The sequence below is a fragment of the Methanocella sp. MCL-LM genome, assembly GCF_049676595.1.
GTDB lineage: Archaea > Halobacteriota > Methanocellia > Methanocellales > Methanocellaceae > Methanocella_A.
Genome location: NZ_CP187259.1, coordinates 3,210,751 through 3,234,591 on the forward strand (window position 1 = coordinate 3,210,751; position 23,841 = coordinate 3,234,591).

Annotated in this window: 20 protein-coding genes, 1 tRNA gene, 1 rRNA gene and 1 other RNA gene; 9 read left to right on the plus strand and 14 right to left on the minus strand. The window is 55.0% G+C overall.

All coding sequences use genetic code 11. The features are described 5' to 3' along the window. Positions 1–191: 191 nt before the first annotated feature. The 4 genes from ACPLPM_RS16230 to ACPLPM_RS16245 all read right to left on the minus strand — a co-directional run bounded on the left by ACPLPM_RS16230 (position 192) and on the right by ACPLPM_RS16245 (position 5,261). A tRNA-Ala gene (locus tag ACPLPM_RS16230) sits at positions 192–264 on the minus strand. A gap of 140 nt (positions 265–404) precedes the next feature. Further along, positions 405–1,881: ribosomal RNA gene (locus tag ACPLPM_RS16235) — 16S ribosomal RNA — on the minus strand. A gap of 721 nt (positions 1,882–2,602) precedes the next feature. Continuing rightward, positions 2,603–4,672, minus strand: a complete 2,070-nt coding sequence (locus ACPLPM_RS16240; RefSeq protein ID WP_424357811.1) for a hypothetical protein — start codon at positions 4,670–4,672, stop codon at positions 2,603–2,605. 172 nt (positions 4,673–4,844) lie between these two features. Further along, a complete protein-coding gene (locus ACPLPM_RS16245; protein WP_424357812.1) occupies positions 4,845–5,261 on the minus strand; it encodes a UPF0146 family protein in 417 nt (138 codons plus the stop codon). 39 nt (positions 5,262–5,300) lie between these two features. Between ACPLPM_RS16245 and rimI the strand changes: the two genes are divergently transcribed. After that, the gene (gene rimI / locus ACPLPM_RS16250) at positions 5,301–5,759 is read left to right on the plus strand and encodes a ribosomal protein S18-alanine N-acetyltransferase (protein ID WP_424357813.1); all 459 of its coding nucleotides are present in this window, start codon (positions 5,301–5,303) and stop codon (positions 5,757–5,759) included. On the opposite strand, the gene ACPLPM_RS16255 is transcribed toward rimI, so the two are convergent. The 6 genes from ACPLPM_RS16255 to ACPLPM_RS16280 form a co-directional block, all read right to left on the minus strand. Next, the gene (locus tag ACPLPM_RS16255; protein ID WP_424357814.1) at positions 5,725–5,991 is read right to left on the minus strand and encodes a UPF0058 family protein; all 267 of its coding nucleotides are present in this window, start codon (positions 5,989–5,991) and stop codon (positions 5,725–5,727) included. The genes rimI and ACPLPM_RS16255 overlap by 35 nt on opposite strands. Before the next feature lie 187 nt (positions 5,992–6,178). Further along, complete coding sequence (gene dnaG, locus ACPLPM_RS16260; protein ID WP_424357815.1) at positions 6,179–7,657, minus strand: DNA primase DnaG; 1,479 nt, start codon at positions 7,655–7,657, stop codon at positions 6,179–6,181. Positions 7,658–7,999: 342 nt separating this feature from the next. Next, positions 8,000–8,413 carry a DNA primase gene (locus ACPLPM_RS16265; protein WP_424357816.1) on the minus strand — a complete coding sequence of 138 codons (414 nt, stop codon included), beginning with the start codon at positions 8,411–8,413 and terminating at the stop codon, positions 8,000–8,002. After that, positions 8,413–8,727, minus strand: a complete 315-nt coding sequence (locus ACPLPM_RS16270; protein ID WP_424357817.1) for a DUF167 domain-containing protein — start codon at positions 8,725–8,727, stop codon at positions 8,413–8,415. Before ACPLPM_RS16270 ends, ACPLPM_RS16265 begins: the two co-directional genes overlap by 1 nt. Before the next feature lie 282 nt (positions 8,728–9,009). Then, complete coding sequence (locus tag ACPLPM_RS16275; RefSeq protein ID WP_424360002.1) at positions 9,010–9,468, minus strand: DIP1984 family protein; 459 nt, start codon at positions 9,466–9,468, stop codon at positions 9,010–9,012. A gap of 613 nt (positions 9,469–10,081) precedes the next feature. Then, entirely contained in the window at positions 10,082–11,437 is a 1,356-nt protein-coding gene (locus tag ACPLPM_RS16280; RefSeq protein WP_424357818.1) for a dihydroorotase, read from the minus strand. Positions 11,438–11,670: 233 nt separating this feature from the next. Here ACPLPM_RS16280 and ACPLPM_RS16285 point away from each other — a divergent pair, with 233 nt between their 5' ends. Beyond that, positions 11,671–12,678 (plus strand): anion permease, encoded by a 1,008-nt coding sequence (locus ACPLPM_RS16285; RefSeq protein WP_424357819.1) that lies wholly within the window; start codon positions 11,671–11,673, stop codon positions 12,676–12,678. Then, a complete protein-coding gene (locus tag ACPLPM_RS16290) occupies positions 12,675–13,361 on the plus strand; it encodes a TIGR00153 family protein (protein ID WP_424357820.1) in 687 nt (228 codons plus the stop codon). The genes ACPLPM_RS16285 and ACPLPM_RS16290 overlap by 4 nt, the downstream gene beginning before the upstream one ends. Positions 13,362–13,370: 9 nt before the next feature. On the opposite strand, the gene ACPLPM_RS16295 is transcribed toward ACPLPM_RS16290, so the two are convergent. Further along, positions 13,371–13,967: a TIGR00296 family protein gene (locus ACPLPM_RS16295; RefSeq protein ID WP_424357821.1), complete on the minus strand. Its 597-nt coding sequence runs from the start codon at positions 13,965–13,967 to the stop codon at positions 13,371–13,373. 125 nt (positions 13,968–14,092) lie between these two features. On the opposite strand from ACPLPM_RS16295, the gene rnpB reads away from it, so the two are divergent. The 3 genes from rnpB (at position 14,093) to ACPLPM_RS16310 (ending at position 16,232) form a co-directional block, all read left to right on the plus strand. Further along, positions 14,093–14,402, plus strand: an RNA gene (gene rnpB / locus ACPLPM_RS16300) — RNase P RNA component. Between the two features lie 264 nt (positions 14,403–14,666). Beyond that, positions 14,667–15,866, plus strand: a complete 1,200-nt coding sequence (locus ACPLPM_RS16305) for an ATPase domain-containing protein (RefSeq protein WP_424357822.1) — start codon at positions 14,667–14,669, stop codon at positions 15,864–15,866. Then, entirely contained in the window at positions 15,867–16,232 is a 366-nt protein-coding gene (locus ACPLPM_RS16310) for a roadblock/LC7 domain-containing protein (RefSeq protein ID WP_424357823.1), read from the plus strand. A gap of 6 nt (positions 16,233–16,238) precedes the next feature. On the opposite strand, the gene ACPLPM_RS16315 is transcribed toward ACPLPM_RS16310, so the two are convergent. Next, the gene (locus ACPLPM_RS16315; RefSeq protein WP_424357824.1) at positions 16,239–16,835 is read right to left on the minus strand and encodes a hypothetical protein; all 597 of its coding nucleotides are present in this window, start codon (positions 16,833–16,835) and stop codon (positions 16,239–16,241) included. 290 nt (positions 16,836–17,125) lie between these two features. Beyond that, entirely contained in the window at positions 17,126–17,569 is a 444-nt protein-coding gene (locus tag ACPLPM_RS16320; protein ID WP_424357825.1) for an Hsp20/alpha crystallin family protein, read from the minus strand. A gap of 241 nt (positions 17,570–17,810) precedes the next feature. On the opposite strand from ACPLPM_RS16320, the gene ACPLPM_RS16325 reads away from it, so the two are divergent. The 3 genes from ACPLPM_RS16325 to ACPLPM_RS16335 all read left to right on the plus strand — a co-directional run bounded on the left by ACPLPM_RS16325 (position 17,811) and on the right by ACPLPM_RS16335 (position 22,303). Then, positions 17,811–19,862, plus strand: a complete 2,052-nt coding sequence (locus tag ACPLPM_RS16325; RefSeq protein WP_424357826.1) for a hypothetical protein — start codon at positions 17,811–17,813, stop codon at positions 19,860–19,862. 196 nt (positions 19,863–20,058) lie between these two features. After that, complete coding sequence (locus ACPLPM_RS16330; RefSeq protein WP_424357827.1) at positions 20,059–21,234, plus strand: sugar phosphate nucleotidyltransferase; 1,176 nt, start codon at positions 20,059–20,061, stop codon at positions 21,232–21,234. Positions 21,235–21,328: 94 nt separating this feature from the next. Next, the gene (locus tag ACPLPM_RS16335) at positions 21,329–22,303 is read left to right on the plus strand and encodes a DUF4349 domain-containing protein (protein WP_424357828.1); all 975 of its coding nucleotides are present in this window, start codon (positions 21,329–21,331) and stop codon (positions 22,301–22,303) included. A gap of 171 nt (positions 22,304–22,474) precedes the next feature. On the opposite strand, the gene ACPLPM_RS16340 is transcribed toward ACPLPM_RS16335, so the two are convergent. Next, entirely contained in the window at positions 22,475–23,614 is a 1,140-nt protein-coding gene (locus ACPLPM_RS16340) for a hypothetical protein (protein WP_424357829.1), read from the minus strand. Between the last annotated feature and the right edge of the window lie 227 nt (positions 23,615–23,841).

Sequence of the window (23,841 nt, forward strand, 5' to 3'; positions counted from 1 at the left end):
GATCCCCTATTCATGGACATCAACCCTTCCCACCAAGAATTACTCATAGGTGGTGCATCGATCATCTGAGATTATTAGATGAATATGAACTTACGATACGATTACTGCATGCACGCTGAACCTTAGTTCAGGGCACTGCGAGCACCATACAAGTCACGCATCCTATTTAAAGATTGCGTAATATGGTGCAATGGACTTGCTGGGATTTGAACCCAGGGCCTCCGCCTTGCAAAGGCGGCGCTCTTCCAACTGAGCTACAAGCCCCATTTGCAGGCTTTACCTGAGGGGTATTCCCGCAAGCATTATTACACGTTTGATTGGTTGTTTATCGACTCCCTGGTTAGTGATAAATCGTCTTGTCGATTACCCGTTGGGTAATCATCGTTCTCTAAGAGAACGTCGTTAGGAGGTGATCCAGCCGCAGATTCCCCTACGGCTACCTTGTTACGACTTAACCCCCCTTACAGAGCATGAATTCGAGCCTTTCAATGAAAAAGGCCCTCATTCAAACCCCACTCGGGTGGTTTGACGGGCGGTGTGTGCAAGGAGCAGGGACGTATTCACCGCACTGTTTTGAAATGCGATTACTACGGATTCCATCTTCATGAGGGCGAGTTACAGCCCTCAATCCGGACTAAGAACTGGTTTAAGAGATTGACCTCACCTTTCGGTGTCGTTACCCATTGTCCAGTCCATTGTAGCCCGCGTGTAGCCCGGGATATTCGGGGCATACTGACCTACCGTCGACCACTCCTTCCTCTGACTTAGCGCCAGCGGTCTCCACCGTGTACTCACCACCCCTTGCGGGGCGTGTTAGCAACAGTGGATATGGGTCTCGCTCGTTGCCTGACTTAACAGGACGCCTCACGGTACGAACTGACGGCGGCCATGCACCTCCTCTCAGCTAGTCCGGCAAGGTCTTCAGCCTGGCCTTCATACAACTGTCGATCCCGGTAAGCTGTCCGGCGTTGAGTCCAATTAAACCGCAGGCTCCACCCGTTGTGGTGCTCCCCCGCCAATTCCTTTAAGTTTCAACCTTGCGGTCGTACTTCCCAAGTGGCTCGCTTCACGGCTTCCCTACGGCACCACAACAATTCACGATTGTTGTGACACCTAGCGAGCATCGTTTACGGCTAGGACTACCCGGGTATCTAATCCGGTTCGTGCCCCTAGCTTTCGTCCCTCACCGTCGGACCTGTTCTGGTAGGACGCCTTCGCCACCGGTGGTCCCCAAAGGATTACAGGATTTCACTCCTACCCCCTGAGTACCTCCTACCTCTCCCAGTCCCAAGCAATGTAGTATCCCCTGGCCGCCCAACGGTTAAGCCGCTGGATTTCCCAAAAGACTTGCAAAGCCGGCTACGGACCCTTTAGACTCAATAATATCGGCCACCACTCGAGCCGCCGGTATTACCGCGGCGGCTGGCACCGGTCTTGCCCGGCCCTTGCTAACCACCGTTTTTTAGACGATGGGACAGACACCCAATATGAGTATCACTCGATGTTCCCCTATCGCAGTTGCCTGCATTGTAGAGTTTTCGCGCCTGCTGCGCCCCGTAGGGCCTGGATTCGTGTCTCAGAATCCATCTCCGGGCTCTTGCTCCCACAACCCGTACGGATTACAGGCTTGACGGTACGTTACACCGGCAACAACCTAATCCGCCGCAGACCCATCCAAAGGCCCCGGAAGTTTCAACCAAACCACCAATTCCAGTAGGCTTGATTTATCCGGTATTATCCCCAGTTTCCCGGGGTTATCCCGGACCTTTGGGCAGGTTGTCCACGTGTTACTGAGCAGTACGCCGAGGCCATGACGCCTCTCGACTCGCATGGCTTAATCGAACACCGATAGCAGTGACCTCTGGCAGGATCAACCAGAATTCAGCACACTAAACTGAGCTTTAATTCAAAGCAAAGATCCAAACCAAAGAGAAGTCTAAACTATCCATGGATATATTTCAAGGAATTAGTTACGTTACACCAACACACTTACCATGTGCATGTACACACACTAATTACTATTCAGACATTTCATTTGATTTGATGACACAAACAACGTATCACCAACCAAGGAAATATCGAACAACCAACCAACATCAAAGCCACGACCACACCTTAGTGCGCCCCTTGGCTCCTCATTAATATACCGCAGTCTTAGAACAGCCACTCATCCCGTGCTGTCGCACTGGGTCAGGGCCGCATGAGCAGACTACGGCTATTGTGATTATGATTTATTCCCGAATTTCTCGGGAGTTTCTTATTAGTCCGCCATCGTATTTATACCTTTCGACTCTCGATTCAAATTTTTTGAATCGTCGTAAAGTTTGACATACGACAACGTTCCCGTTAGCGCATTATACAGCATTGTGCTGTATTGCCGCACGGGATTACCTTATAATACGAGCTTGCTATATATAGCTTTCCATGCATCGTATTCTGGAAGGTAATTTTTATTTATCAGACATATAATATTATGACTGATATCACAAAGTCCCATGAACAAACCGGCGTAAGCCCTCAGGCTCTTGCTGGCCTCGCATGCTTTTTGTGCGGGACATAACAAGGCATACCAAGTATATATAGATTGCGAGTTTGCCGGAAATCACGATGTGTAGGAGTAGCTGCGGACAGAAGGAATGGGTTGTTGCTCGAGATTATCCAGTGCGGCTTCACCGATGCTATTAAAAATCCTGCCATCGTAGACGCAGGATCCGTCAGGCAGAGAGAGGCCTTCGATCAGGGCAGATAGTGAAACATGTCTAAGTACCATACCAGTATCCGGAAGGCCGGGAACGTCGCCCTCTCCCGCAGAGTAGACTAAACCTTTTTCCGGGCTTGCCAGAATACAGCTTAAAGTAAACCCGCTTCCGGCTTTTGCGAGATGGTAAAGAGGCATACTGGCGCCCTTATCAAATAGCGAAATTTGACCGTTGCCTGACAGCAGATATTCTTTGCCCAGCACTGAGCATTCTCTCGCTCCAAGGTAAGCAATGAGCACGGGGTACCCACGGGCAAGCAGCCGGTAGAAGTTGACGCTTACATCTTTCGCTGCCTCGTCGATTACGTTGTACAGGGTGGAGATGCCGCACGTCGAGCCTTTTTCCAGGAGTTTGATGCCCTGCAGGTAGCTGGAGCAGGAGTTGAAAAAGAACATGGAAGTTGTATTATTCCTGACCATTGACAGGTCTGCGTAACCGTCGGGGCACTTAAATCCCCTGTTATCGCAGTGGCCTATGAACTGGACGATATCGTAGCCTTCGGCAAAGGTTCTGAGGAGATTGTCGCGGGTGACATTTCTCAGCATCGTGATGGAGGCTATACTTTTTAAAGTGTCTCGCAGCACAATTGTCTCGCCGAACATCGCATCTTCATTACAGATGATCGCTATGCGGGGAATCTGGCCATTCAGGTGATTTGCCTTTCGGTTCGACACAGGTGTCCTGAGCTGCTTTACGGCGTCGATTGGGTAGCCATCGGACAGCCACTGGTGGACGAAGGCATCCTCCAGGACTGGCATGATGACGTGGCCGGTTCCGTCGGCTGTAATGCCGCCGGATCGATAGGTTCTGCCCAGGAATTTCCGGACCTCCATCTGGACGACTTCTCGTTCTGTCACCTTCCTCCCGGCCGGGTAAAAGATGGCCGACAGAGACTGAAGTAGTGAGGGGATTAGCATGATGCTGGAAGGTACCGGGTCGACATAGGAGGCGGTATGCCATGGCACCTGCCTGTTACCACTCCGGCGGGAGGCCCCGAGGTACGAGAAAAGCCTGTCGGCAATCCCCATGGATAGCAGCTTTTCTGAAGACGTGCCCGTATCCGCCGGTATGTCTATCCCTGCCAGCCGCCTTCCAGTAGTGGTTTCGTATCTGAGGGCGCAGTCGACATGGAATATGTACCGGAGAGAGTTACACGACCACCGGGAGAACTCGCGGGCTTCTCCCGGAAGTGGCAGAAGCTCCCCCGATACGGAGATGGCCGGGCTTTTGCCAGCCTCGATGCTTGCACCCGCATAGCAGGCCAGTGGTGCCGCAGCGTAGAGATACCGGAGATCGGGTGGCAGGTAAAAAGTAATCGCCGGAGGGCAAGGCTTTTGAACTTCTGCCGGAACTCCGCCTGCCGCAGGATATGCCCGTAGCGGCCTCCTGAAGAACGGGTGGCTCCGCATCACTGATTCTTCCCCAGGTACCTGGCATAAGGCAGATATGGATTTAAACAGGTCATCTGTCGATGGTGAGCAGGGTACAGAGGTGCTCACTTTTGATGTAATACCCCAGGTTAGGCCAGCCCGGGTGTTATTCGCAGGCCAGATACATACTGCCGGGCTCCGGACTTCGAGAATACAGTCGTCACCCGGCTCTAAAAAATGCCTGTCATCGCATTCAGCTACGATGATATCCCGCCCGCCCCGGATGTAGTGCCTGCCAAAGTTTACCGGGGTTATGGTTTCGGGCTTATCCCGTTTGAAGATATAGACCCTGCTTGCTTCTGTGCGGATTTCTTTGAAGCTGGAACGGGTAAGAAAGTTCAGAGGTATGGAAGAGCTGTCTGCGAAAGGCAAGCTGAGATCGAGGTAATCATGCACGGGAGAATGAGAGGTAAATTGTAGATCATCATTTTGCGATGAGCCGTCTATGGAGATGAAAGCGTCAGGGGGCTTAGATATTGTCATTTTTGACAGAAGTGGGTCGTGTTGGGTGTATAGTATTCCGAACGCCCCCTAAGTAGACGCTTGTTTATCAATGAGTTTAGTATATAATATATCTAATTGGTGTAAAATTTTACAGGGGAAGATAAATTCGCTTTTAAATAAGATAATTAATAAATAAAAATCTTCGTATTGCCTATTTCTTATTCCGGTAGAGGAAGAATACTGCCCGCTTGTAGTTTACACAGCGGAACTCCGAGAAGTAGCGGCTAAGGTCGGTCTTCTCGGAGGAGAACGGCCGGATCAGCAGGTCAGCTCCGACCCGGTTTGCGATCATGGCAATGGAATCCTGCATATCCACCGGCGGCCGTATCGAGTATATTAGCGAAGCGCCTTCGTACAGGCTCAGGTCAGGCCTGAAGATGTCGTCCCGGACATAGTTCAGGTTTTCGGGACCCTCGGGCGTCACGTCTGTGCACGTGAAGTCATAGGTATTTTTCAGTAGCTCTGCAATATCAGGGTGCCTGCCGATGCCCACCTCTACGACGCGTGACCCCGGAGAATAGTGCCCGAGAATATATTCTGCCAGGTCATCATAACCTATAATGCCCATGAACCCCCATATGGAGTACCTGTCGGAAAATACTTACGGGTGACTATTCTGATCCACATCAGGCCCTTTGAGCTGGACGATTCCAGAGTTATCCTCGACCTGGAGGAGGAGATCTTCCACGAGCCCAACCCGGTGCTTTACAGCATGATCGAGAACTATCCGACGGAAGGGTTTCTCGTCGCCGAGTTCAACGGTGAAATCTGCGGCTACCTGGTCGGCGTGCTCATCATGGATGAGGCGAGGGTACTCCTGCTGGCGGTTAAAGAGAGCTACAGAAAGATGAAAGTGGGTAAGACCCTGATGGAGTATTACATCGACACGGTGAGGAGCCGGGCAAACATGGTCAGGCTGGAGGTCCGGGTCAGTAACCTGGGGGCGCAAACATTCTACTTCAAGCTTGGCTTCAGGTTTATCGGGGTTGTCAACAAGTACTACCGGAACGGGGACAACGCGTATATTATGCTTAAGCCTTTAGATCAGCTAACCCTTTTTCTTTGAGGCTTGTCTCCACGATGCGTTTTGGACCTTCCTGCCGGCCGACGGCCTGCACTATGGCTTCGCCCAGAAGAAATATGGCCCGCTCGTGGTCGGTCTTGTTGCGGTGGATATGTACCGGGCTGATGTGCATAGCTTCATATCTGGTAAAGTCGGCCTTGATTCCTTCGGACTCCAGGTGCCGCTTCACCTTCGCGAGCACAGTATGCAGGTAGATTAGATCCTCTTTTTGCATCGGTATCAACTAAGTTTTTTTAACAATCGTTATGAAGGAAGCAGTATATACTTATTGGTGAGAAATGCGCCTGGATACAAGTCCTAATCGCTTGTTATGGCCCGTTATTGCCAGTAATGCGGATAATGCCTGAGAATATCTGTTAAAATAAGAAAAAGGACGGAGTTTTACCTCCGTCGCTCGGCGTTTACTCTGTCGTAATTACTTTTACGCCCGCAGGCTGCTTGACGACGCTGCCCATCTTGACGCCCACGAGGGTTTCAAGGTTCTTCTCTGCAGCGATGTCCAGCATCCGCTGGGTAATCACGCCGTCGAAAACGACGCTCTTGACGTCCCCGTTGCTTTCCTTGAGCGTGTTGGCAAGGTCGCGGACGGCGACAGTGGTGATTACGTTCTTGTTGGAGTCCAGGAGCTTTGCGCTCAGGGTGCCGGAGAGCTCTTTCGCGATCTCGTCGAACTCGGAGGGCTCCCGCTCCTTCTTTGCCGGGGCCTGCTCTCTCTGCTCACGGGGCTCGCGGGGCTCACGGTAGTCCCTGCGCTCGCGGTATTCCCTGCGCTCGGTCCTCTCCGTGCGCTCGGTCCTCTCCTGCTGGGGCTGCTCGTCGGTCCGCCTCAGGCTCTTGCGCCTCGGCATCTCGCCGCGCTGCTGCTCGGATCTGTCCCTGCTCTCCCGCTGGGGGTACTCTCTCTGCTGGTACTCCCTCGGCTGGTACTCCCTCTGCTGTTCCCTCGGGGCTTCCCGCTGGGGCTGGACCGGTGCGGCTGCCTGAGCTTCTGCCTTCTGGGCGGCTTCTGCCTGAGCCTGCTTCTCGGCTGCCTGGGCTGCGAGCTTGTTCCTGCGCCTGCCCTGGGGCACTTCGACGACCTGCTCTACGGGGACCTTGCTGCGGAGCGACTTGACGACTTCCTTCTGGGTGAGCTCTTCCACACCCTTGCCGTCCGGTGCCCTTGCGACGTAGTCGACGTCAGCTACCTGGAGCAGCTCTTTCAGAATCAGCTCTCCGCCCCGGTCTCCATCGGTGAACACGGTGACGGTCTTCTTCTTGCTCAGCTCGGCGACGAGCTGGGGTACGTTGGTGCCTTCGACGGCGATCGCGTTCTTGATGCCGTACTTGAGCAGGTTCAGGACGTCAGCCCTGCCCTCGACGACCAGGATGGCGTCGGAGTCGAGCACGTTGGGGCCTGCGGGCAGGTTGTCGATGAAGGTGACTTCCTCGACGCGCACGGCGGCCTTGACGGCGTCCGTGATCTCCTGGCTCTCGGGCACGGAGTTGTCGAACATGTCGGTCAGAATGTGCTTTGCCCTGTCAATGATCTGCTTCCTTTTGGACGAGCGCACGTCCTCGATCTTGGTGACTGTAATCTTGGAGATACAGGGGCCGACGCGGTCGATGGTCTCGAGCGCCGCTGCGAGGATCGAGGTTTCGACCTTGTCCAGGCTGCTCGGGATGAGGATGTTGCCGCTGGACTTGCCGTACTTGGAGGTGATGTTAACCTCGATTCTGCCGATCCTGCCAGTCTTCTGTAGCTCTCTGAGGTCCAGGTCTGCTCCGAGCAGCCCTTCCGTCTGCCCGAACACTGCTCCAACCACGTCGGGGCGTTCGACGACGCCTTCGGCGCTGATGTGAGCGTGAATTACGTATTTTGTGGTGTCAGATTCTTCCATTTTTGATCACTCCTTAAGTTCCTGACACTGTAAAAAATAGCCGGGGCAATAAAATAGAGTCCTGGCGTTCGCAGGACATGTTCATTTAACGCATGGCAGGCATAATTCTTCGATGTGCGTACTGCGATGCGCTCATATGGTTCAGCAAAACGGCGTGCCGTGGCTATCATAAGCCTTCCGGGCCGTTATCGTGAGACATGATGAAAGATGATTATTACCCTTGACTATTCAAGCGTAGGGAACTTATGTGTATCTACGTCGTGAAGCCCGGACTCGCTTCGCTCGTCAGAGAGATATAGCGTTAGTGCGGGCTGTTAACATAGTAAGATGTGTGCTAGTGGTTTAATAAGGTTGTGGTTTCGCCGAACACATCTCGCGAAGCCGGCCGACGTAACGGTGGAGGTTCTCCACGTCCTTGATCTCTTTTCGGGCCAGAGTTTTAACCCTGTCCCGGATGGCGAGGTCCGGGCGCAGCCCGTCAGCTTCAAGGTACGTATGTAGCAGCCCTGCCACCTCGTCTCCCCGCTCGTCCCAGTCGCTCAGGATGATGACGTCGCTGCCCGTTCTCGCCAGCTCCTCGCAAAGGTTGAGCAGCGTTCGCTGAGAGGTCATGATGATCTCGCCCCGTACGCCGAGGGCGTCCAGCGCCTCCCGGTCCCGCCGGCCTTCCACGAGGATGACCGAGCCGTTCAAAGCCCGGGTGGTCAGCTCGTCTATCAGAAGCTGAATTTCCTCCAGCCGCTCGCATTCGTCCATCAAGAGAGCTTACCTCGCAGTGCGGTTATCACAGTGTCAGAGCTGATGCCGTAGACTTTTATCGACTTGCGGCTGTTGGTGGCACCTGATGTGATCTCGATACTGGATGAAGGAACGTTAAAAATGCCGGAAAGAGCCTCGATCAGCTCTTCGTTGGCCCTGCCTCGCTCTGGCGGCGCCCGAAGCTTGACCTCGATACGCTTCCGCCACACGCTGTAGCCGCTGGGAACGACAGTGCTTTTCGCGCCAGGAGTTACTTCGAAATCGATGACGACGCCGTCTTTGGTTACCTTAATCGCGTCCTCGAATGACATTACACTATCGTTGTAATAATATGATAAAAAGATTCTCTCCTGTACAAACTGCAAAAACTGAGTGGGTACAGGCGCTGATTTCCCCGATCCCGCCCTCGCTGCCTGACAGATCAGCACAGAGGTAGTAAGCTTACACTGTACACCGTACGCTTGTGACATTACTGGGCATACGTTGTAAATGGGTGACGCGGCCCGCGCGTCGGCAAGGCCCGGCTATACCCCGCCAGGCCAGGAGGGTCTGTACTCGCCTCTGGCAGACAGCTACCTGCCTGCGCACACTTATTACTCTTTCAGATCAGTCAGCCAGTTGGCTTCCTGGATCTTCGTGTCCAGCTCTCTATGCTCTTTGGCCAGAGCGTCAGCCTGTTTCTGGAGCCGGGCGATGTCCACGGTGCTGGCGAACTTGACCTCGGACTTGGTATACCGGTCCTGCTTGACAGCCGCAGTGGCGGCAAGTTCCCTGTACGCGGCCTGCTTCATCCTCAGCACGTCCCTGCGGGCGATCGCGTCGGCGACCGTCAACCCGTCGACCAGTGGCGTAGTAGAATTCGTCGCGTTGATGCGCTGGATCAGCCTCACGAGCTCGGCGGATACATCCTCCAGCTCTTTGAGTAGTTTTGCCGGGTCTTCTGCCGGCTTATCACCCTCCTGGACTTTGGCGTTCAGCAGCAGGCGCTGTTTGAGCTGCTCGAACTTGGTCTGGAGATCAGCTCTGAGAATTAGGGCTTCTGCAAGTTTCAGATGGTTCACCCCTGATGAATAGTAGTACTATCCATATGCAGGCATTCCAAATTAAGCTTCCTGATCGCGCCTGAAGGGGATACATGAAACTGGTTTTCTGTAAAATAATGAATGGGAACTGTCCCCAGGTCACTAACTCCGGGAGATCATTCTAATGAGTAATCTCGCTGTCCTTCCCAGTTACCCTCGCGACCGGGGTTTATACCGCGTTGAGGTTGTCTTGTCCCTCACAGATAGGAGTACCCATTAACTCGGGCAAGGACCTTACAACACGATTTACGTTATAGCTCCCCATATGCACGGACGATCACAAAATCTCATTAGCTGATGAATTCACGCCCGTCCTCGTAGAGAGCAGACTATACTGTATGTCGCGAGCTTATAAAGGTTGTGATGCGCGCCCTACAAACGAAAAATCGGCCCCGGGAGGCCTTGGTTTTAGTTCGCAATATGCAAGGATTCGACCCTTCGGTCGCGTCGACGCAAAGGCGCAAGGACGCAAAGGCTAATTATTTAGTCCTGAATGACTGTAACAATAATCGGCGATACTCTGCGCCTTTGCGCCTTTGCGATTTAAGTACAAGGCGGCCTGGCGCCGAGATGAACCTCTTGCTTATGTTCTCTTTCCGGCCCTCGCCGCCTCTAAGACGTAGGACGGCCTCTGGTAGCCTTTGCCCGGTATGAACTGTCCGGTTCCCCGCTTAGCGTAGAAATCTTTACCGTCCAGGATTACGTCGCCCCGGAGCATGACGGCCTCCGGGAAGATGGCGTCGAAGCCCCGGTAAGGAGTCCAGCCCGCCTTGCTGTGCAGCCCGGTAGAGGTGATCTGTTTTACCTTCGCCATGTCGATGAAGACTATGTCGGCATCGTTGCCTGCCGCAAAGCTGCCCTTGCCCTCGATGCCGAAGATGCGGGCGGGGTTCCCAGAGGTCATGTCGATCAGCCGCTGGATTGTGAGCTTCTTATCTGCGACGGCCTTCAGCATTAGCGGGAGCATGGTCTCTACGCCGGGCACGCCCGACGGCGCTTCCCTGACGGGCAGGTTTTTCTCGTCCAGCGTGTGCGGGGCGTGATCGGAGGCCAGCACGTCTATGGAGCCGTCGTTGACTGCCTTCCACAGCGCTTCCCGGTCGTGGTCGTGGCGGATGGGCGGGTTCATCTTCGCGTGGGAGCCCAGCCGGTCCCAGTGGTCCATAGTCAGCAGCAGGTGGTGAGGGGTCACATCGCAGGTGATGCCTTCCTTGCTGATCAGTTCTACCGCTTTGGAGGTGCTGATGTGGGTGATGTGCATGGCCACTTTGGTCTCCCTGGCCAGCTTTATGGCGGCTTCGACCGCGTTAATTTCCGACTCCCGGGGGCGGAGCTTGGAGTGGATGGAGGAGGATGGGTCGTGCCTGAGCGATTTTTTCAGCTCCTCGTGCAGGGTCTCGTCCTCGGCGTGGATGCTGGCGGTGGCGCCCATCTGGGTTATCGCCTTAAGCGCCTCTTTCAGCGCCGGCTCGTCGATGCTGAAGCCGCCCGTGCTCTTTGCCATGAAAATTTCGCCGTAGGCCAGCGCTCCCAGCTTCCAGAGCTGCGGTAGCTGTCCGAGGTTATCGCCGACGCCGGCGTTGATGGAAAAGTCCACCATCGAGCGGTTGGCTGCCACGGTCTGCTTAACCTTGAACGCATCGACGTCGAAGGTCGGCGGATCTGAATTAGGCATGTCCACGACAGTAGTTACGCCGCCGTATATCGCCGACCTCGATCCGGTGAGCCAGTCTTCCTTTTCCTCCTGGCGCATATCCCGGAAGTGCACGTGGGAATCGATGACTCCCGGCATGACCAGCCGCCCTCTGGCATCGTACTTTTCCTCCCCTTTGAGGACCTTGGCTATCCGTGTGATTTTCCCTTCATCGATGCCTATGGAGCACGCGATGATCTCGCCGTCAAACGAGACCATGGCATCTTCGACGACCAGTTCGTGCATAAATGTAGAGAACCCCTGTCATCATAAATAGATTTTTGCGCCGCCGAAGATACTATATATTTTTAGTACAATACCTTTTAATCTCTCTAATATAATAGTAATCGCTGAAAAAACGGCGTATGAAAAAGTGATCGTTCGTTATAGACTAACTATATAGATTATATAGTTATATATAGCAAGAGTTATAGGCAATATCACTCCCATAGGATTCCAGAGTCTGAGAGTGGTGCCAGTTGATAGACCCGTTTGTACTCATGGTCATTGCGATTATAATTGCCCTGATCTTCGATGTGATGAACGGCTCTAACGACGCGGCAAACTCCGTAGCCACTGTTATCTATACTAAAGCATTGCCGCCTGCCGTAGCGATCGGTATTGCGGCGATCATGAACATCATCGGGCCTTTTTTGCTCGGAACAGCCGTCGCCCATGTCATAGCGACGAGCATCATCCCGACTGAATCGCTGACTATTAAAATAATTATGGCAGGCCTGATGGGAGCTATTATCTGGGATGTCTTCGCCTGGCTGAAAGGTCTCCCGGTAAGCTCGTCCCACGCGCTGATCGGCGGCCTGGTGGGAAGCGGCATCGCCGCGCTCGGAATCTTTGGCGTGACCTGGAGCGGTCTGGTCAAGGTCGTCATGGCTTTGTTCATTTCACCCATCGTGGGCGTCATCCTGGGTCTGGTTATCATGTTTATTCTGGGCCGGTACGTGATCAGTCACATGAGCCACGATAAGAGCAACTCCATTTTCAAAACCCTTCAAATCGTATCTTCCGCGTCAGTCAGCCTGTCCCACGGCTCCAACGATGCCCAGAAGACAATGGGCATCATAGCCATGTTCGTAGCCGTGACCTACGGTTACGACAAGATCGTCATCGAGCCCTGGATGATCATCGTCTGCGCTCTGGCCATAGGATTCGGCACAGCCTTCGGCGGCTGGCGGATCATCCAGACCCTCGGCGAGCGCCTGAGCAGCCAGGAACTGGCACCATCCCAGGGATTCGCAGCCGAAACTGGCACAGCAATTACCATAGCAGTCGGCTCTCATTTGGGCGCACCTATAAGTACTACTCACGTCTTATCTTCTAGCGTAATCGGTACGGTAATGGCTGGCGGTACAGGCGTGCTGAATAAGAATGTGGTCGTCCAGATCCTGATGGCCTGGGGACTAACTATCCCAATCGCTGCCCTGGCCGCAGCAGCATCGTACTTAGTCCTGACACTGGTGGGAATATGACAGACCTTCGACGATCCATACTTGACTTGTTCGCCAGATCGCCTTTTAAGCCGCTCACCGAGCACTCTCAGAAAGTCAAGCTGACAGTGTTAAAAATGGATGATGCAGTCAAAGCGTACGTCAGCGGCGACCAGGCTGCCGTCAACGCCCTGTACAGCGAGATCAGCGCACTGGAGCACGAAGCTGACACAGTAAAGAACAACATCAGGATACAGCTCCCGTCTACGCTGCTCCTGCCAGTCGACCGCACGGACATTCTGACCTTCCTCAAACAGCAGGACGACGTCGCCAACAGCGCTGAAATGGTCGCTCAGATGCTCACCCTTAGACCAGTAAGCATGACACCTCCTGTTAAAGAAGTGATCCTCAAGCTCGAAGTTGCGGTCACCACGACCGTCGACGAGCACGTCGAGGCAGTCAGCAAGATCGTAGACCTGCTCGACTCCTCGTTCTCCAAGAAGAGGGTCAACGAGGTACAGGAGATCATCAGCAAGGTCGATTCCCAGAAGCACACTGTGGACGTCATCAGGCAGGAAGCCATGAAGATCATCTACGACAACGAGAAAGACCTCGGCCCCGTCGGTGTGTACCACCTGATCGAGCTGGTCAAGGAGATGTCCTGGGTCGCAGGCCACGCCGAAAACTCGTCCGACAGGCTAAGATTAATAACTGCCCGCCGCTAAAAGAAAAAATTAAGCTATCTTCTTCTCTGAGACCGGGCCGCCAGGCGCGGTCTCTTCGAAGATCTGCCCGCCGAACGTGTAGATCTTAGCCTTTTCCTCTATCCACGCATCGGGCGATATGCCCGCCTTCAAGCACAGGTTTTCCAGAAATTCGGTGGCGTCCCAGTGCCACTCTACCGGCACCTGAGGCAGCAGCAGCCCTTTGAACAGGCCGTACTCGATGATCAGCCCGTCCCGGCCGATCTTGATGTGCTGCGGCCTTTCGGCAGGCTTGCACGTCAGGAGTTCGGGCTGGCTGAGAATAGTTACCTCAACCCGGATCTGATCCAGCTCCTTCATATGCACCCTGGGAAAACGCGGGTCCCTCGTTGCTGCGCTCACCGCGGCGTCGGCCAGCGCCTCGCCAAGAGTCATGTCTTCCATCGGGTAAGGATAGCCTATGCAGCCCCGTAGATCGTGGTTGATGCTCAGCGTCACGAACACTCCGCCAGGGCGGTCGAAAGCTTTCGGTAGCTCGACCTTGGGCGGCTTACCAGTCTTAACGTATTCTTCGATCACGTTGCGGGCTGTCTTCACGGCGAGGGTGCCATCTTCAAGGCTGAGCATGTATAATATGTATGAGGTGGCTGGTTAAAAAAGTAATCTGAAAGCTCGCAGTTTCCCGATGCATAATCTATATATAATGCGGGCTGACGTTATTGTGAAACAAAGATATCAGATCTTTATACTGTGAGAGAGGAGGGACGGCTTCCGCCCGCATCTGCGGGTGAGGAAAGTCCCCCCACCGCCTGGACACACAAATGCCTGTAAAGGGCATACGGCGAGAGTCGTGGCAATGTCACAGCAACGGAACGGCCCTGGGCCCATGCGATGATCTGGAGACAGTGAGGTCGCCCGGGACGCCGATGAAACGGTCAATCCTTGTGGGTGCAAGCTAAAGAGGGATTAACAGGGTGTCCAGCCCTGTCCCCGGTTAAAGCGCGTAGATGAATGCCGTCGGCCTTAGGGCTTTGAACAGAAGGGGGCTTACTATCCTCACTCATAGTATAATTCTAAATTTATTCTCAAGATTCTGGGTTAAATATATAGTAGCCTGCCCCATAGTAGCATAAGAATATACATTCAGAGATGGCTATTGTATCGATCAGAGGGGTATTTGCGAGTCATTAGCCGGTAACATCGAATATTAAGGATTATTAGCTTTCAAGTCTATTTGATATTCGTACGTAATTGATAGCGTAGATCATGGATGGCTGACACAGCCAGGTTTGTGGTCAGCGTGAACTATCCATGGAGGATCGGCAGATGATCAGGACAGGCATTCAGGCGCTGGACGAGTACCTTAAAGGGGGTATCCCTACCGGCAAAACCCTCCTATACTTTAGCGAGAGCGGCGCTCCAGGGGACGTCTTTTGTCTGCAGACGGTCTACGCAAGCCTGGTCGAGAACTGTGTCTGCTATTACGTCGCGACGAACTCTTTTCCTAACGTAGTCCGGGACAGTTTCCGGGAATACGGCTGGGACTTATTACCTTACCAGTCTCACTTTGCCGTCGTGGACGGCTATTCAGGCCTGGTAGGGGTGCCCTCCGAAGAACAGTTCCAGATCGAAGATCCGGGCAGCATCGATTCGGTGGACGAGACGATCTCCAGCATCATCGATATTCTCTCCCCCGGGGACATGATCGTGTTACCGTCGCTCTCCGCAGTTTTCGATAACTGCCGGAATGCTAATACCTCCGAAGCGGACATCCTGGAGCGGGTGAAGAAGTGGAATAAGCTGGCCGTGCTCAACGGCGGGGTGGTCCTGTACAGCTTTACTGATCGGGACTACGATCGGCGGCTGGTGGAGCAGATCAAGAGCGGCTTATGCAACGCCACCGTCGTGATCGGCAGCGCTGCCGGCAAGCAGCTGTACAAGGACTATTTCAAGCTGTACACCTGCGACTGGACCAGGCCTCCGGAGTGGCCTATTCTCTACAAGATCATGAAGCCCGGAGGAGTATGGGTCTACATCCCGAAAATTCTCGTTACCGGCCCGCACGCTTCCGGCAAGTCGACCTTCGTCCGGACCGCATCGCTGCTTTCCTCGGGGAAAGCGGTCTCGGTGGACAGGTTTAAGACGACGGTGGCGATGGACTACGCCCACCTCTCGCTCAGAGGCTTTTCCGTCGACCTGTTCGGCACTCCCGGCCAGTCCCGGTTCGACCCGCTGGTCAGGACGCTGGCCAGGGATGCGATGGGCGTTATCCTGGTGATCGACTCGACGACCACTGAAGGGTTCGAGCGTGCCATGGACATCGTCAGGATGGCGTGCGGCAAAACGACGCCGTATATCGTGGCGGCTAACAAGCAGGACCTGGCCGATGCCATGGAGATCGACTACATCCGGAAAAAGATGGGCCTGCCCGCCAGCGTGCCCGTGATAGGCACAGTTGCGCTCGACCCGGGCAGCGTTATAAGTGTGATCGAAACTCTGATCGACAGAATCGTAGGGGGCGTCTGAATGGGCTCCGTAGAGGACGTCAGCAGAGTGATCGCCGATCTGAAGAGAGCCGGGGGAATAAGGGCACTTGCAGTAGTGTCCCGGGAAGGAATTCTGGTCGCCTCCGAGATTCCGGGCGATGTGCACCCCGAAACCTTCGCCGCGATGTCGGCGGTTATGTTGAGCGCGGCAGAGACTGCCTATTTAGAGATCGGCCAGGCGATGCCGGACAGGCTCATCGTGGAGACCGACGAGGGAAAGCTGATCATCACGGGCGCCGGAGAACGGTCGATGCTCGTGGCCCTCGCCGACGCGAAGGCGGGCATCGGGCATCTTACAGTAGAAATGAACCGGGCGGTGGCCCGGCTTAAAGAATTGTTCGGCTGAGAAAAATTACTGGGTTTTACGCCTGTCGCCTGAGCGAGAGGGCGCCCCATGGTGTTTCTGGGGGCGATCGCCAGAGCTCCTGCCGGGCTGGTTGCCCCGGGGAGGCGAAGGCTTTCTTGGAGCCTGAGGGCTCCCGCCTCTGCTCTGCTGGTTACCGCCATGGGCAGGAGCGGGCTTCCTCTGCTCAGGCATATTGCCGCTTCTGGCAGGCTGGTTTCCGCGCGGGGCCTGAGAAGGCTTTCTCGGAGCCTGCGGGTTTGCGCTTCTGGGGGGCTGGGCCGCTGGTGCGGGTTTTTTCGCCGGGTGGTGCTGCGGCTTCCGGTGGGTGCCGTGAGCCGGGCGCCTCCCAGGTTCTGCCGGCTGAGAGGGAGGCTTTTGAGTAGCTTTTGCCTTCACAACAGTCTCCTTGGTCTTCAAAGGTATGAAGTGCGTGTGGATGTGCGACCTGCGCCTGACCTCTTCGGTCTCTACGCCTCGCTCGGCGCACAGCTGAAGGGCTGCGGCGGCGATGTCTTCGACGTAGTAGTAGTTTTTTAGCTCTTTGACTATTTTCAGGTGTTTCTCGTCCACACCACCCTTGATGGCGTCCTCGATGCGCTGCATGAGATCTGATGAATTTGAGTCTGCGATAGTGATTCCACCTAATCGATGTTAGTAACAAATCTGTTTAAGACGGGATATAATATCTGTGGCACATTCATAAAGTTAATGGCCGAAGGCTATGATGCATAACAGTTCTGATTATATTGTGGAGGATACGCTGTCGGAAGTCACACATGAATCCCGGTACAGCGATGGTGAAAACAGAGATAAACCCTGCAGCGCCCCCGGTGGTGGCAGGGGCGGCGGCCGGAACTCCAGACCGAAGTACCAGGCAGGGATTTGAGGTTTGCTCATTTAATCGGGATGTTGCTCCCCGGGCGTTTCTCCGATTTGGGCAGGGTGATCTCAAGGACGCCGTTGTTAAAGCTGGCGTGGGCCTTCGTATCGTCCACCTGGGTCGGGAGCCGGATGGCCCGGTAGAACCGGTTGTAGCCCCGCTCTCTTCGCAGGTAGCCTTCCTCTTTTTGCTCGTGCGCCGCTTTCTTTTCCGCGCTGATTTCGACCATGCTGCCCCGGACGTTGATCTGGATGTCGCTCTTGTCCACTCCAGGCAGGTCGGCCGTAATAATGACTTCGGTGTCCCGGTCCATAACGTCCACGTAAGGCACCTGGGCCATCTCCTGCTGCGCCGGCAGGTCCGACGGCTCGAAAAGCTCCGGCAGCTCGTCGAACATCCTGTTCATCCTGTACTGCATTCTTCTGAATTCGTCAAAGGGGTCCCAAGTATATCTCATGTTAGTTATTACCCTCCTGTATGACGCTAATCAATGGTTAGTATTGCATGTATAAATACATTCCGATAGATGATAGTTGTTCCCCGGTTAAAAAGCAGAACAGCAGCTGTATGACCTGGTGCGACGGTACAATTCCACCGATAGTCAGGTATTTTTGCCATGCCCGGTCGTCTCTTCGGCCGGTGCCGGTCGCAAAAAGACGGATTAAACCATATATACATATCAGGCGCAAAAATGATCAATGGCAGACGAGGATTACTCAGTAGTGATGGCACCTTCAGAGGACCTGTTCGGCGGAGGCTCCAGGACAAGGCACGTGATCCTCAAACGCAGGTCTGCTTCTCTGTCCCAGTCGACCTTCTCCTGCCCGGTGTTCGAGAAGATCGCCCCGAACAGGGACTACTCGTACGAAGGCCTGTTTGCCATGGTGGGGACAGACTACTGGAAGTTCATCGACGGGATAGCCCTCGGTGTCCGATCGGGCGGTAAAGAGCTGAAGCTGGCTCCGGCAGGGGTAAAAGCATCGCCCTGGAGCAGCGAGTACAGGTACGAGGCAGATGGACGGATTATCGAGGTGCAATACTATCTATATCCGACGAACTATGGCGCCGCCGGCCGCATGGACGTTAAAATAGAAGGCCGTGACGGCGGAAACTGGACCATAGTCTTCGAGCCGTACTTCGACATCAGGTTCATGTACGGTAACTCTGAGCCGGAGAACCTCGAAGCCCGGATTTCGGATGACATGCTGGCGGTCAAGGCCGGAGGCCCGGCTGTCTGCCTGTCTGCAGCCGGGGCCAGGTTCGAGAAAAAGGGGAGACAGGTTTCGTGGAAGTACAAGCTTGGCTCGGGTTACCGGTGCCGGAAGGGCGATCGACTGCAGTTCGTACCAGAAAAGCGCACCATTGCGTCACTTTACGATATAGAGGTCGACGGAGCCGCAGCAACTCTTCGCTTTTCATGCGGGCCGGACCTGGATACGGCCCGGAAACTCCAGGGCCTGCCGGCAGAAACGGACGACGTTTCAGAAGCTGATCAGATCCGCCAGGCCCTCTTCCCGGATTACGACCCCCGGAAGAGGGACATCCTGTTCAGGGCGCTGGGCATGGTCCAGTTCGGGACAGTCGTCGATAACGTAGTTTTCCAGGAGGCCGGCGATTTCTGGTTCAGGAGCGTGTGGTTCAGGGACGAGTTCGAAGGCCTGATCCACAACTACCAGACGCTTCGGAAACTCCACGGGACAGATGGGATGAAGCAGGTCCTGCGGAAATCCTTCGAGCTCCAGGACCAGCACGGCCGCATCCCGAACAGGCTGGTACCGGGCGAGGGAGGGAAAGCGGACTACAACAGTGCTGATGCCACCCTGCTCGGCTTTATCCTGGCAGGCATAGTCATAAGGGATACAAATGACGGGGACTTCGCTCAGGATGCGGCGGCGGCATTTAAAAAATACCTGCACGGCGTCCAGTGCTGCGAGATGGCTGCGAATGGCCCTCCCCGGATACGGCCCAACGGGCTGCTGAGCGTGCCGGCGTGGCACTCGTGGACGGATGGCAAGCGTACGGTGGACGGATTAGCACTGCCCATCAGGGTGAGCGAAGCGTGGGAAAGGGAACTCATCAACATGAACGCGGCCGCAGAGCTTGAGCTTCAAAAGTTCTTCCTGCCCGAGGTCAACGCCCAGTGGATGCGGGCTCTCGAGGCAGGGTGGCTCTTCAGCAAGTACGTGCGGAACTTTTCGATGGCGGATACCTGCAAGATACTATACAACAGGGCGCTGGAAGCGTACAAGCGGATATTTCTCAATCGTGACACCGGTTTCATCAATAACCTGGTCACGACCGACGACTTCGCCCTCGGCCCGAGGGTGGACCCTATGCCCGGATCACCGGGCGTAGTGGCTGCTGCGATGCTGGGGCTGGAGGTTTTTTCGATCCGGGAACTCGAAGCCATCGCCGCATACACGAAAGCCCGGCTGGTCCGGTCCAAGTGGGGCCTGCCGTTCGGCGTCGTGGTCAAGGAATCGGGTAGAGGGACCTATGTCGGCGATGAAGAGTACCACGAGGAAGTCGTGTGGCCCCGGGATACCCCTTACCTGATCAGGCTGCTGCAGATCGCCGGAGACACGAGCACAGTTGACGGGCTGCTCAGGTCGAACCTGAAACACCAGATGGAAGAAGGCTTCGTGTTCTACAACAACGAGCTGTTCAGCTGCGACCACGACCTGGTCCCGGTGAAAAACCCGGTACAGTGGTGGTCCCAGTGGGTAGACCCCTACTTTGAAAGGGGATAGCACCAGCCATAAAATGGGGACTGTCATTGGTGACAGCGACAAGATGAAGTATATGCCCGATGGCTGCTGCGATGTGATACAGATATATATTCGAAGGTACTATGGTCTTGGATAACAAGCGGTATAGACAATCGTCGTATAATGATTATAATCTGCTTCCTTATTCAGGCATAAGCGGTTCAGGAGGAATTCACTAATGAAAGCATGTATTCTCTGCGGGGGCACGGGTACTCGTCTAAGGCCCCTGACTTTTGAAAGGCCGAAGCCGAGCATCCCCATTTTAAACAAGCCGTCCGTCGGGCACCTGGTCGAGCACCTGTCGAAGAACGGCTTCAACGAGATCGTCATCACTCTGGGCTACATGGGAGAAGTCATAGAGAAGTACCTGGGCGACGGATCGCTGTTCGGCGTCGACATCAAGTATGTCTACGAGAAGGAGAAGCTGGGTACGGCGGGCAGCGTCAAGAACGCGGAGAAGTACCTCGCCGGAGGCCCGTTCCTGGTCGTCGGCGGAGACCACGTGCTGAACCTGAATCTCAGAGAGCTCTACGATTTCCACAACCGCACCAGCGGCATGGTCACGATCTCAGTGCTGAGTATCGACGACCCGAGAGAGTTCGGTATCGTCGACCTGGACAACAACCACGTGATCCACCGCTTTAAAGAGAAGCCCGGCCCTGGCGAAATCTTCTCTAACCTGGCCTCCACGGGCATCTACGCGCTGAGCCCCGAAGTCTTCGACTACATCCCGAAGCAGAAATACGACTTTGCCAAGGACCTGTTCCCGAAGCTGCTGAAAGACGGCAAAAAGATCAGCGGCTGGCTGGCGAGAGGCCAGTGGACCGACGTAGGCAACCCGCAGGCATACAGGGCCGCGCAAAAGTGGATGCTGGAGAACATGCCCGGCACCTACATTCACGGCCGCCTGCTCGTCGAAGGCGCCAAGCTGAACGGGCCGCTGGACGTAGGCAACAACGTGTCAGTTGGCAAGAACTCGGTAATCGTAGGGCCTGTGGTCATCGGCGAGAACACCGTGATCGGAGATAACGTCCTCATCGGCCCCTACACGTCGATCGGCAAGGCCTGCAACATCGGCAGCGACTGCCGCATACTGGCCTCTTACGTGTACGACGGCGCCAAGATCGGCGCAGGCTGTTCCGTTTCGGGAGCCATCATCGATGACGATGTCTCGATCGGCAAGGCCTGCACTCTGGAGAACGGCACTGTGATCGGCCCGAGAACCATGATCGGCAACGACGTGACCGTCCACTCGGACGTGCGCATCTGGCCCGAAGTGGTCGTCCAGGCCGGCGTCAGCGTCGTCGAGGACACGATGAACGAGCAGTTTGCCACAGACATCAACGGCTCGTAATTTTTTTCAGTTTTTCTCCGCTGCTGGCGCGAGACTGCAATCTGGCCCGTAGTTTAAGCCATTTTTAAATAATCCTTGTTATTATCTATTAATTATGAGATCTAAGCGACTATTACCACTCATCGCCATTGCCATCATCCTTGTGGTGGCCCTGGCATCGGGCTGCACCAGCATGAACGGTGGCACCGGGATCTCCGGGGACAGATCCGGCGAATACCAGACTGCTCCCCAGGTCGCCCCGGCGTACTCCGACTCCTACAACGGCAAGGCTGCCGACAGCACCAGCAGCTACAATTACGGTGCTCCGGTACCGACCGCAACGTCGAGCACTTCTTCTGATCTGGGCAACCGCAAAGTGATCATGACGGCCTCCATCCAGATCGAGACGAACAAGTTCAACGAGTCGGTCGACAAAGTCAGGTTCCTCGCAACCAGCGCAGGCGGGTACGTGCAGTCGTCCAGCATGAACATGTACGACCAGAACCGGCGGACCAGCACCATCACCATCAAAGTACCCCAGACTGCCTACGAGCAGACGCTCTCCGAGATCCGCAAGCTTGGCACTGTCAAATCCGACAGCTCCTCCGGCTCTGACGTAACCTTGCAGTACGTCGACCTGGAGTCGAGGCTGAAGAACCTGAAAGCAGAAGAGTCCAGGCTGATCGCCATCATGGACAGGGCTAACAATGTCACCGAAATTCTGGCAGTGGAAAGAGAGCTGTCCCGGGTGCAGGGAGAGATCGAGTCTTACCAGGCCCGGCTGAACGTCCTGAACAGCCAGATCGACTTCGCCACGATCACCGTGTACATCACAGAGCCGCAGCCCGTAGTATCCTACGACTGGGGCATCGGGGACGCCATCACGGAAGCGGTCCACGCCTTCGTGGGCATGATCGCTGGCCTGATTGTACTGACCGGCTACCTCATACCGCTGGTGCTGTACCTGGCTCTCGGCCTGGCAGTCATCTACCTGCTGATCCGCGGCGCCCTGTGGCTCTACAGGAGATCGCAGCGGAGGAAAGCCGCGGCTGCGCCGAAGGAGAAGGAAGAGCGGGAAGAGAAGAAGTAATTAAAAGAGCCTGTGGTCACAGTGGTCGGAATGACGCACTGTGATCACGCTTTCTTTTCTGACGAATGTCAAACAATCCCGGATCGCCCGGATTTTCGTTTTCTGTTCTACAAGCCTCTCTTGATAAGCCGTAGAAACCTTACGCCGAAGGCGCTCAGGCACGCCACAGGCTCACAGTATCTCCGCACCGTCGTCCATCGGGACCTGGGTGGGCTTGCCATCGTAGGCGTTGATTTCCATGTAGCCCTTGTGGCTGCGGACGGCCCAGAACGGGACGTACAGCATTTCCATGGCGAACTTGATGTCCGTGGGCTTGGGGCTGAACTTTTTGTGCTCCACGATCGCGGCTTCGCCCTGAGTACCCTTGAGCCTGACGGTCTTCGTGTACTCGTCGATGATGGCTTTCATGGCCATGGCCCTGGCCTCTTCCTCGGTGAGGGCTGCCTGCTGGATGTGGTACGGTGCGTCAGGTATCTCTACTCCGTCGATCAGCTTCACGTTCGGCACTGCGTCCACGTTCTTGTTGATCGCGTTGATCATCTTCGAGCCCTTGCCGGTCATCGGTACGGTCACATCGCGGTACTTACCCATGACATCGACTGAGAAGTCGTACTTCCAGTAGGGAATGAAGTTGAGGGTTACCTCGGTGTCTTCGGCCCGGCCGATGTTGCCGGAGATCTTGACCGCGTCGGTATCCTTGATCTTGATCGGATAGGACTTGATGGGCAGCTTCAGGGGCTCTTCCTCGACCTCGGCCTCTTCTGCGACAGCTACGTCTGCGGCAAATGCCGGCTCTTCTTCCGCCTCGATCACTTCCTGCCTGGGCTCCGGCTTCGGCTCAGCTTTGACGGCCTTCGCTGCTGCAGTCCTGGCAACTTTCGGTTTCTCCGGGGCGCTGCCGTAGAGCTCCTGAGTCAGCGCTGACACGGAGACTTCATGCTTCTCGACGGGGGCTGCGGGCTCCGGGCTGGACGCAAACGGATCCCTGTCGGCCTCGAGGCGCATCAGAACGGCCTTGCCGATCTGCTTCTCGAGCTCCGGGCGGTCCCAGATCATGACATCCTTTAGCCTTGCAGCCTTTTTCACGTCCTCCGTGAAGAAAGTCATCGAGACGATCAGGCCCTTGCAGTTCTCGGCCTTCACCGCGTCGGCGAACTGCTTTACGTCGTCCATACCCGGGTTATCCATGATCCGGATAGCCACGTTGTTGTTCGGCTTCTCGGCGACGAGATCGAAGTCCTTTTTAGCACCCACCGCATAATTGTAAGTGCCAAAAATCTGCTCCAAGACATCTATCAGATTATTTGACATCGTAACTCCTTTTTATGATTTTTTAGGGATACAGCCAATAACAGGCTTATGTCGCCGGCATGACGCCTTAGACACCCACCATACCTGCTTGTGCTTCCTGGCGTCGTCGCCCCGGTAACTTAATCGGACCAGTTTCCGGTGACAGGCCAATCGGCTTGACTACGGGGTTATTTTAAACTCAAGATATTTAAGCTTGGCTCTCTTTCGCCTAAAACTGGAGTATGGAC

What these genes read in the sequence shown, in the direction of transcription:
- ACPLPM_RS16240 (WP_424357811.1), bottom strand. Translation starts at nt 4,672, where the DNA reads ATGACAATATCTAAGCCCCCTGACGCTTTCATCTCCATAGACGGCTCA.
- ACPLPM_RS16245 (WP_424357812.1), bottom strand. Translation starts at nt 5,261, where the DNA reads ATGGGCATTATAGGTTATGATGACCTGGCAGAATATATTCTCGGGCAC.
- ACPLPM_RS16255 (WP_424357814.1), bottom strand. Translation starts at nt 5,991, where the DNA reads ATGCAAAAAGAGGATCTAATCTACCTGCATACTGTGCTCGCGAAGGTG.
- dnaG (WP_424357815.1), bottom strand. Translation starts at nt 7,657, where the DNA reads ATGGAAGAATCTGACACCACAAAATACGTAATTCACGCTCACATCAGC.
- ACPLPM_RS16265 (WP_424357816.1), bottom strand. Translation starts at nt 8,413, where the DNA reads ATGGACGAATGCGAGCGGCTGGAGGAAATTCAGCTTCTGATAGACGAG.
- ACPLPM_RS16270 (WP_424357817.1), bottom strand. Translation starts at nt 8,727, where the DNA reads ATGTCATTCGAGGACGCGATTAAGGTAACCAAAGACGGCGTCGTCATC.
- ACPLPM_RS16280 (WP_424357818.1), bottom strand. Translation starts at nt 11,437, where the DNA reads ATGCACGAACTGGTCGTCGAAGATGCCATGGTCTCGTTTGACGGCGAG.
- ACPLPM_RS16290 (WP_424357820.1), top strand. Translation starts at nt 12,675, where the DNA reads ATGACAGACCTTCGACGATCCATACTTGACTTGTTCGCCAGATCGCCT.
- ACPLPM_RS16295 (WP_424357821.1), bottom strand. Translation starts at nt 13,967, where the DNA reads ATGCTCAGCCTTGAAGATGGCACCCTCGCCGTGAAGACAGCCCGCAAC.
- ACPLPM_RS16305 (WP_424357822.1), top strand. Translation starts at nt 14,667, where the DNA reads ATGATCAGGACAGGCATTCAGGCGCTGGACGAGTACCTTAAAGGGGGT.
- ACPLPM_RS16310 (WP_424357823.1), top strand. Translation starts at nt 15,867, where the DNA reads ATGGGCTCCGTAGAGGACGTCAGCAGAGTGATCGCCGATCTGAAGAGA.
- ACPLPM_RS16315 (WP_424357824.1), bottom strand. Translation starts at nt 16,835, where the DNA reads ATGCAGCGCATCGAGGACGCCATCAAGGGTGGTGTGGACGAGAAACAC.
- ACPLPM_RS16320 (WP_424357825.1), bottom strand. Translation starts at nt 17,569, where the DNA reads ATGAGATATACTTGGGACCCCTTTGACGAATTCAGAAGAATGCAGTAC.
- ACPLPM_RS16325 (WP_424357826.1), top strand. Translation starts at nt 17,811, where the DNA reads ATGGCAGACGAGGATTACTCAGTAGTGATGGCACCTTCAGAGGACCTG.
- ACPLPM_RS16330 (WP_424357827.1), top strand. Translation starts at nt 20,059, where the DNA reads ATGAAAGCATGTATTCTCTGCGGGGGCACGGGTACTCGTCTAAGGCCC.
- ACPLPM_RS16335 (WP_424357828.1), top strand. Translation starts at nt 21,329, where the DNA reads ATGAGATCTAAGCGACTATTACCACTCATCGCCATTGCCATCATCCTT.
- ACPLPM_RS16340 (WP_424357829.1), bottom strand. Translation starts at nt 23,614, where the DNA reads ATGTCAAATAATCTGATAGATGTCTTGGAGCAGATTTTTGGCACTTAC.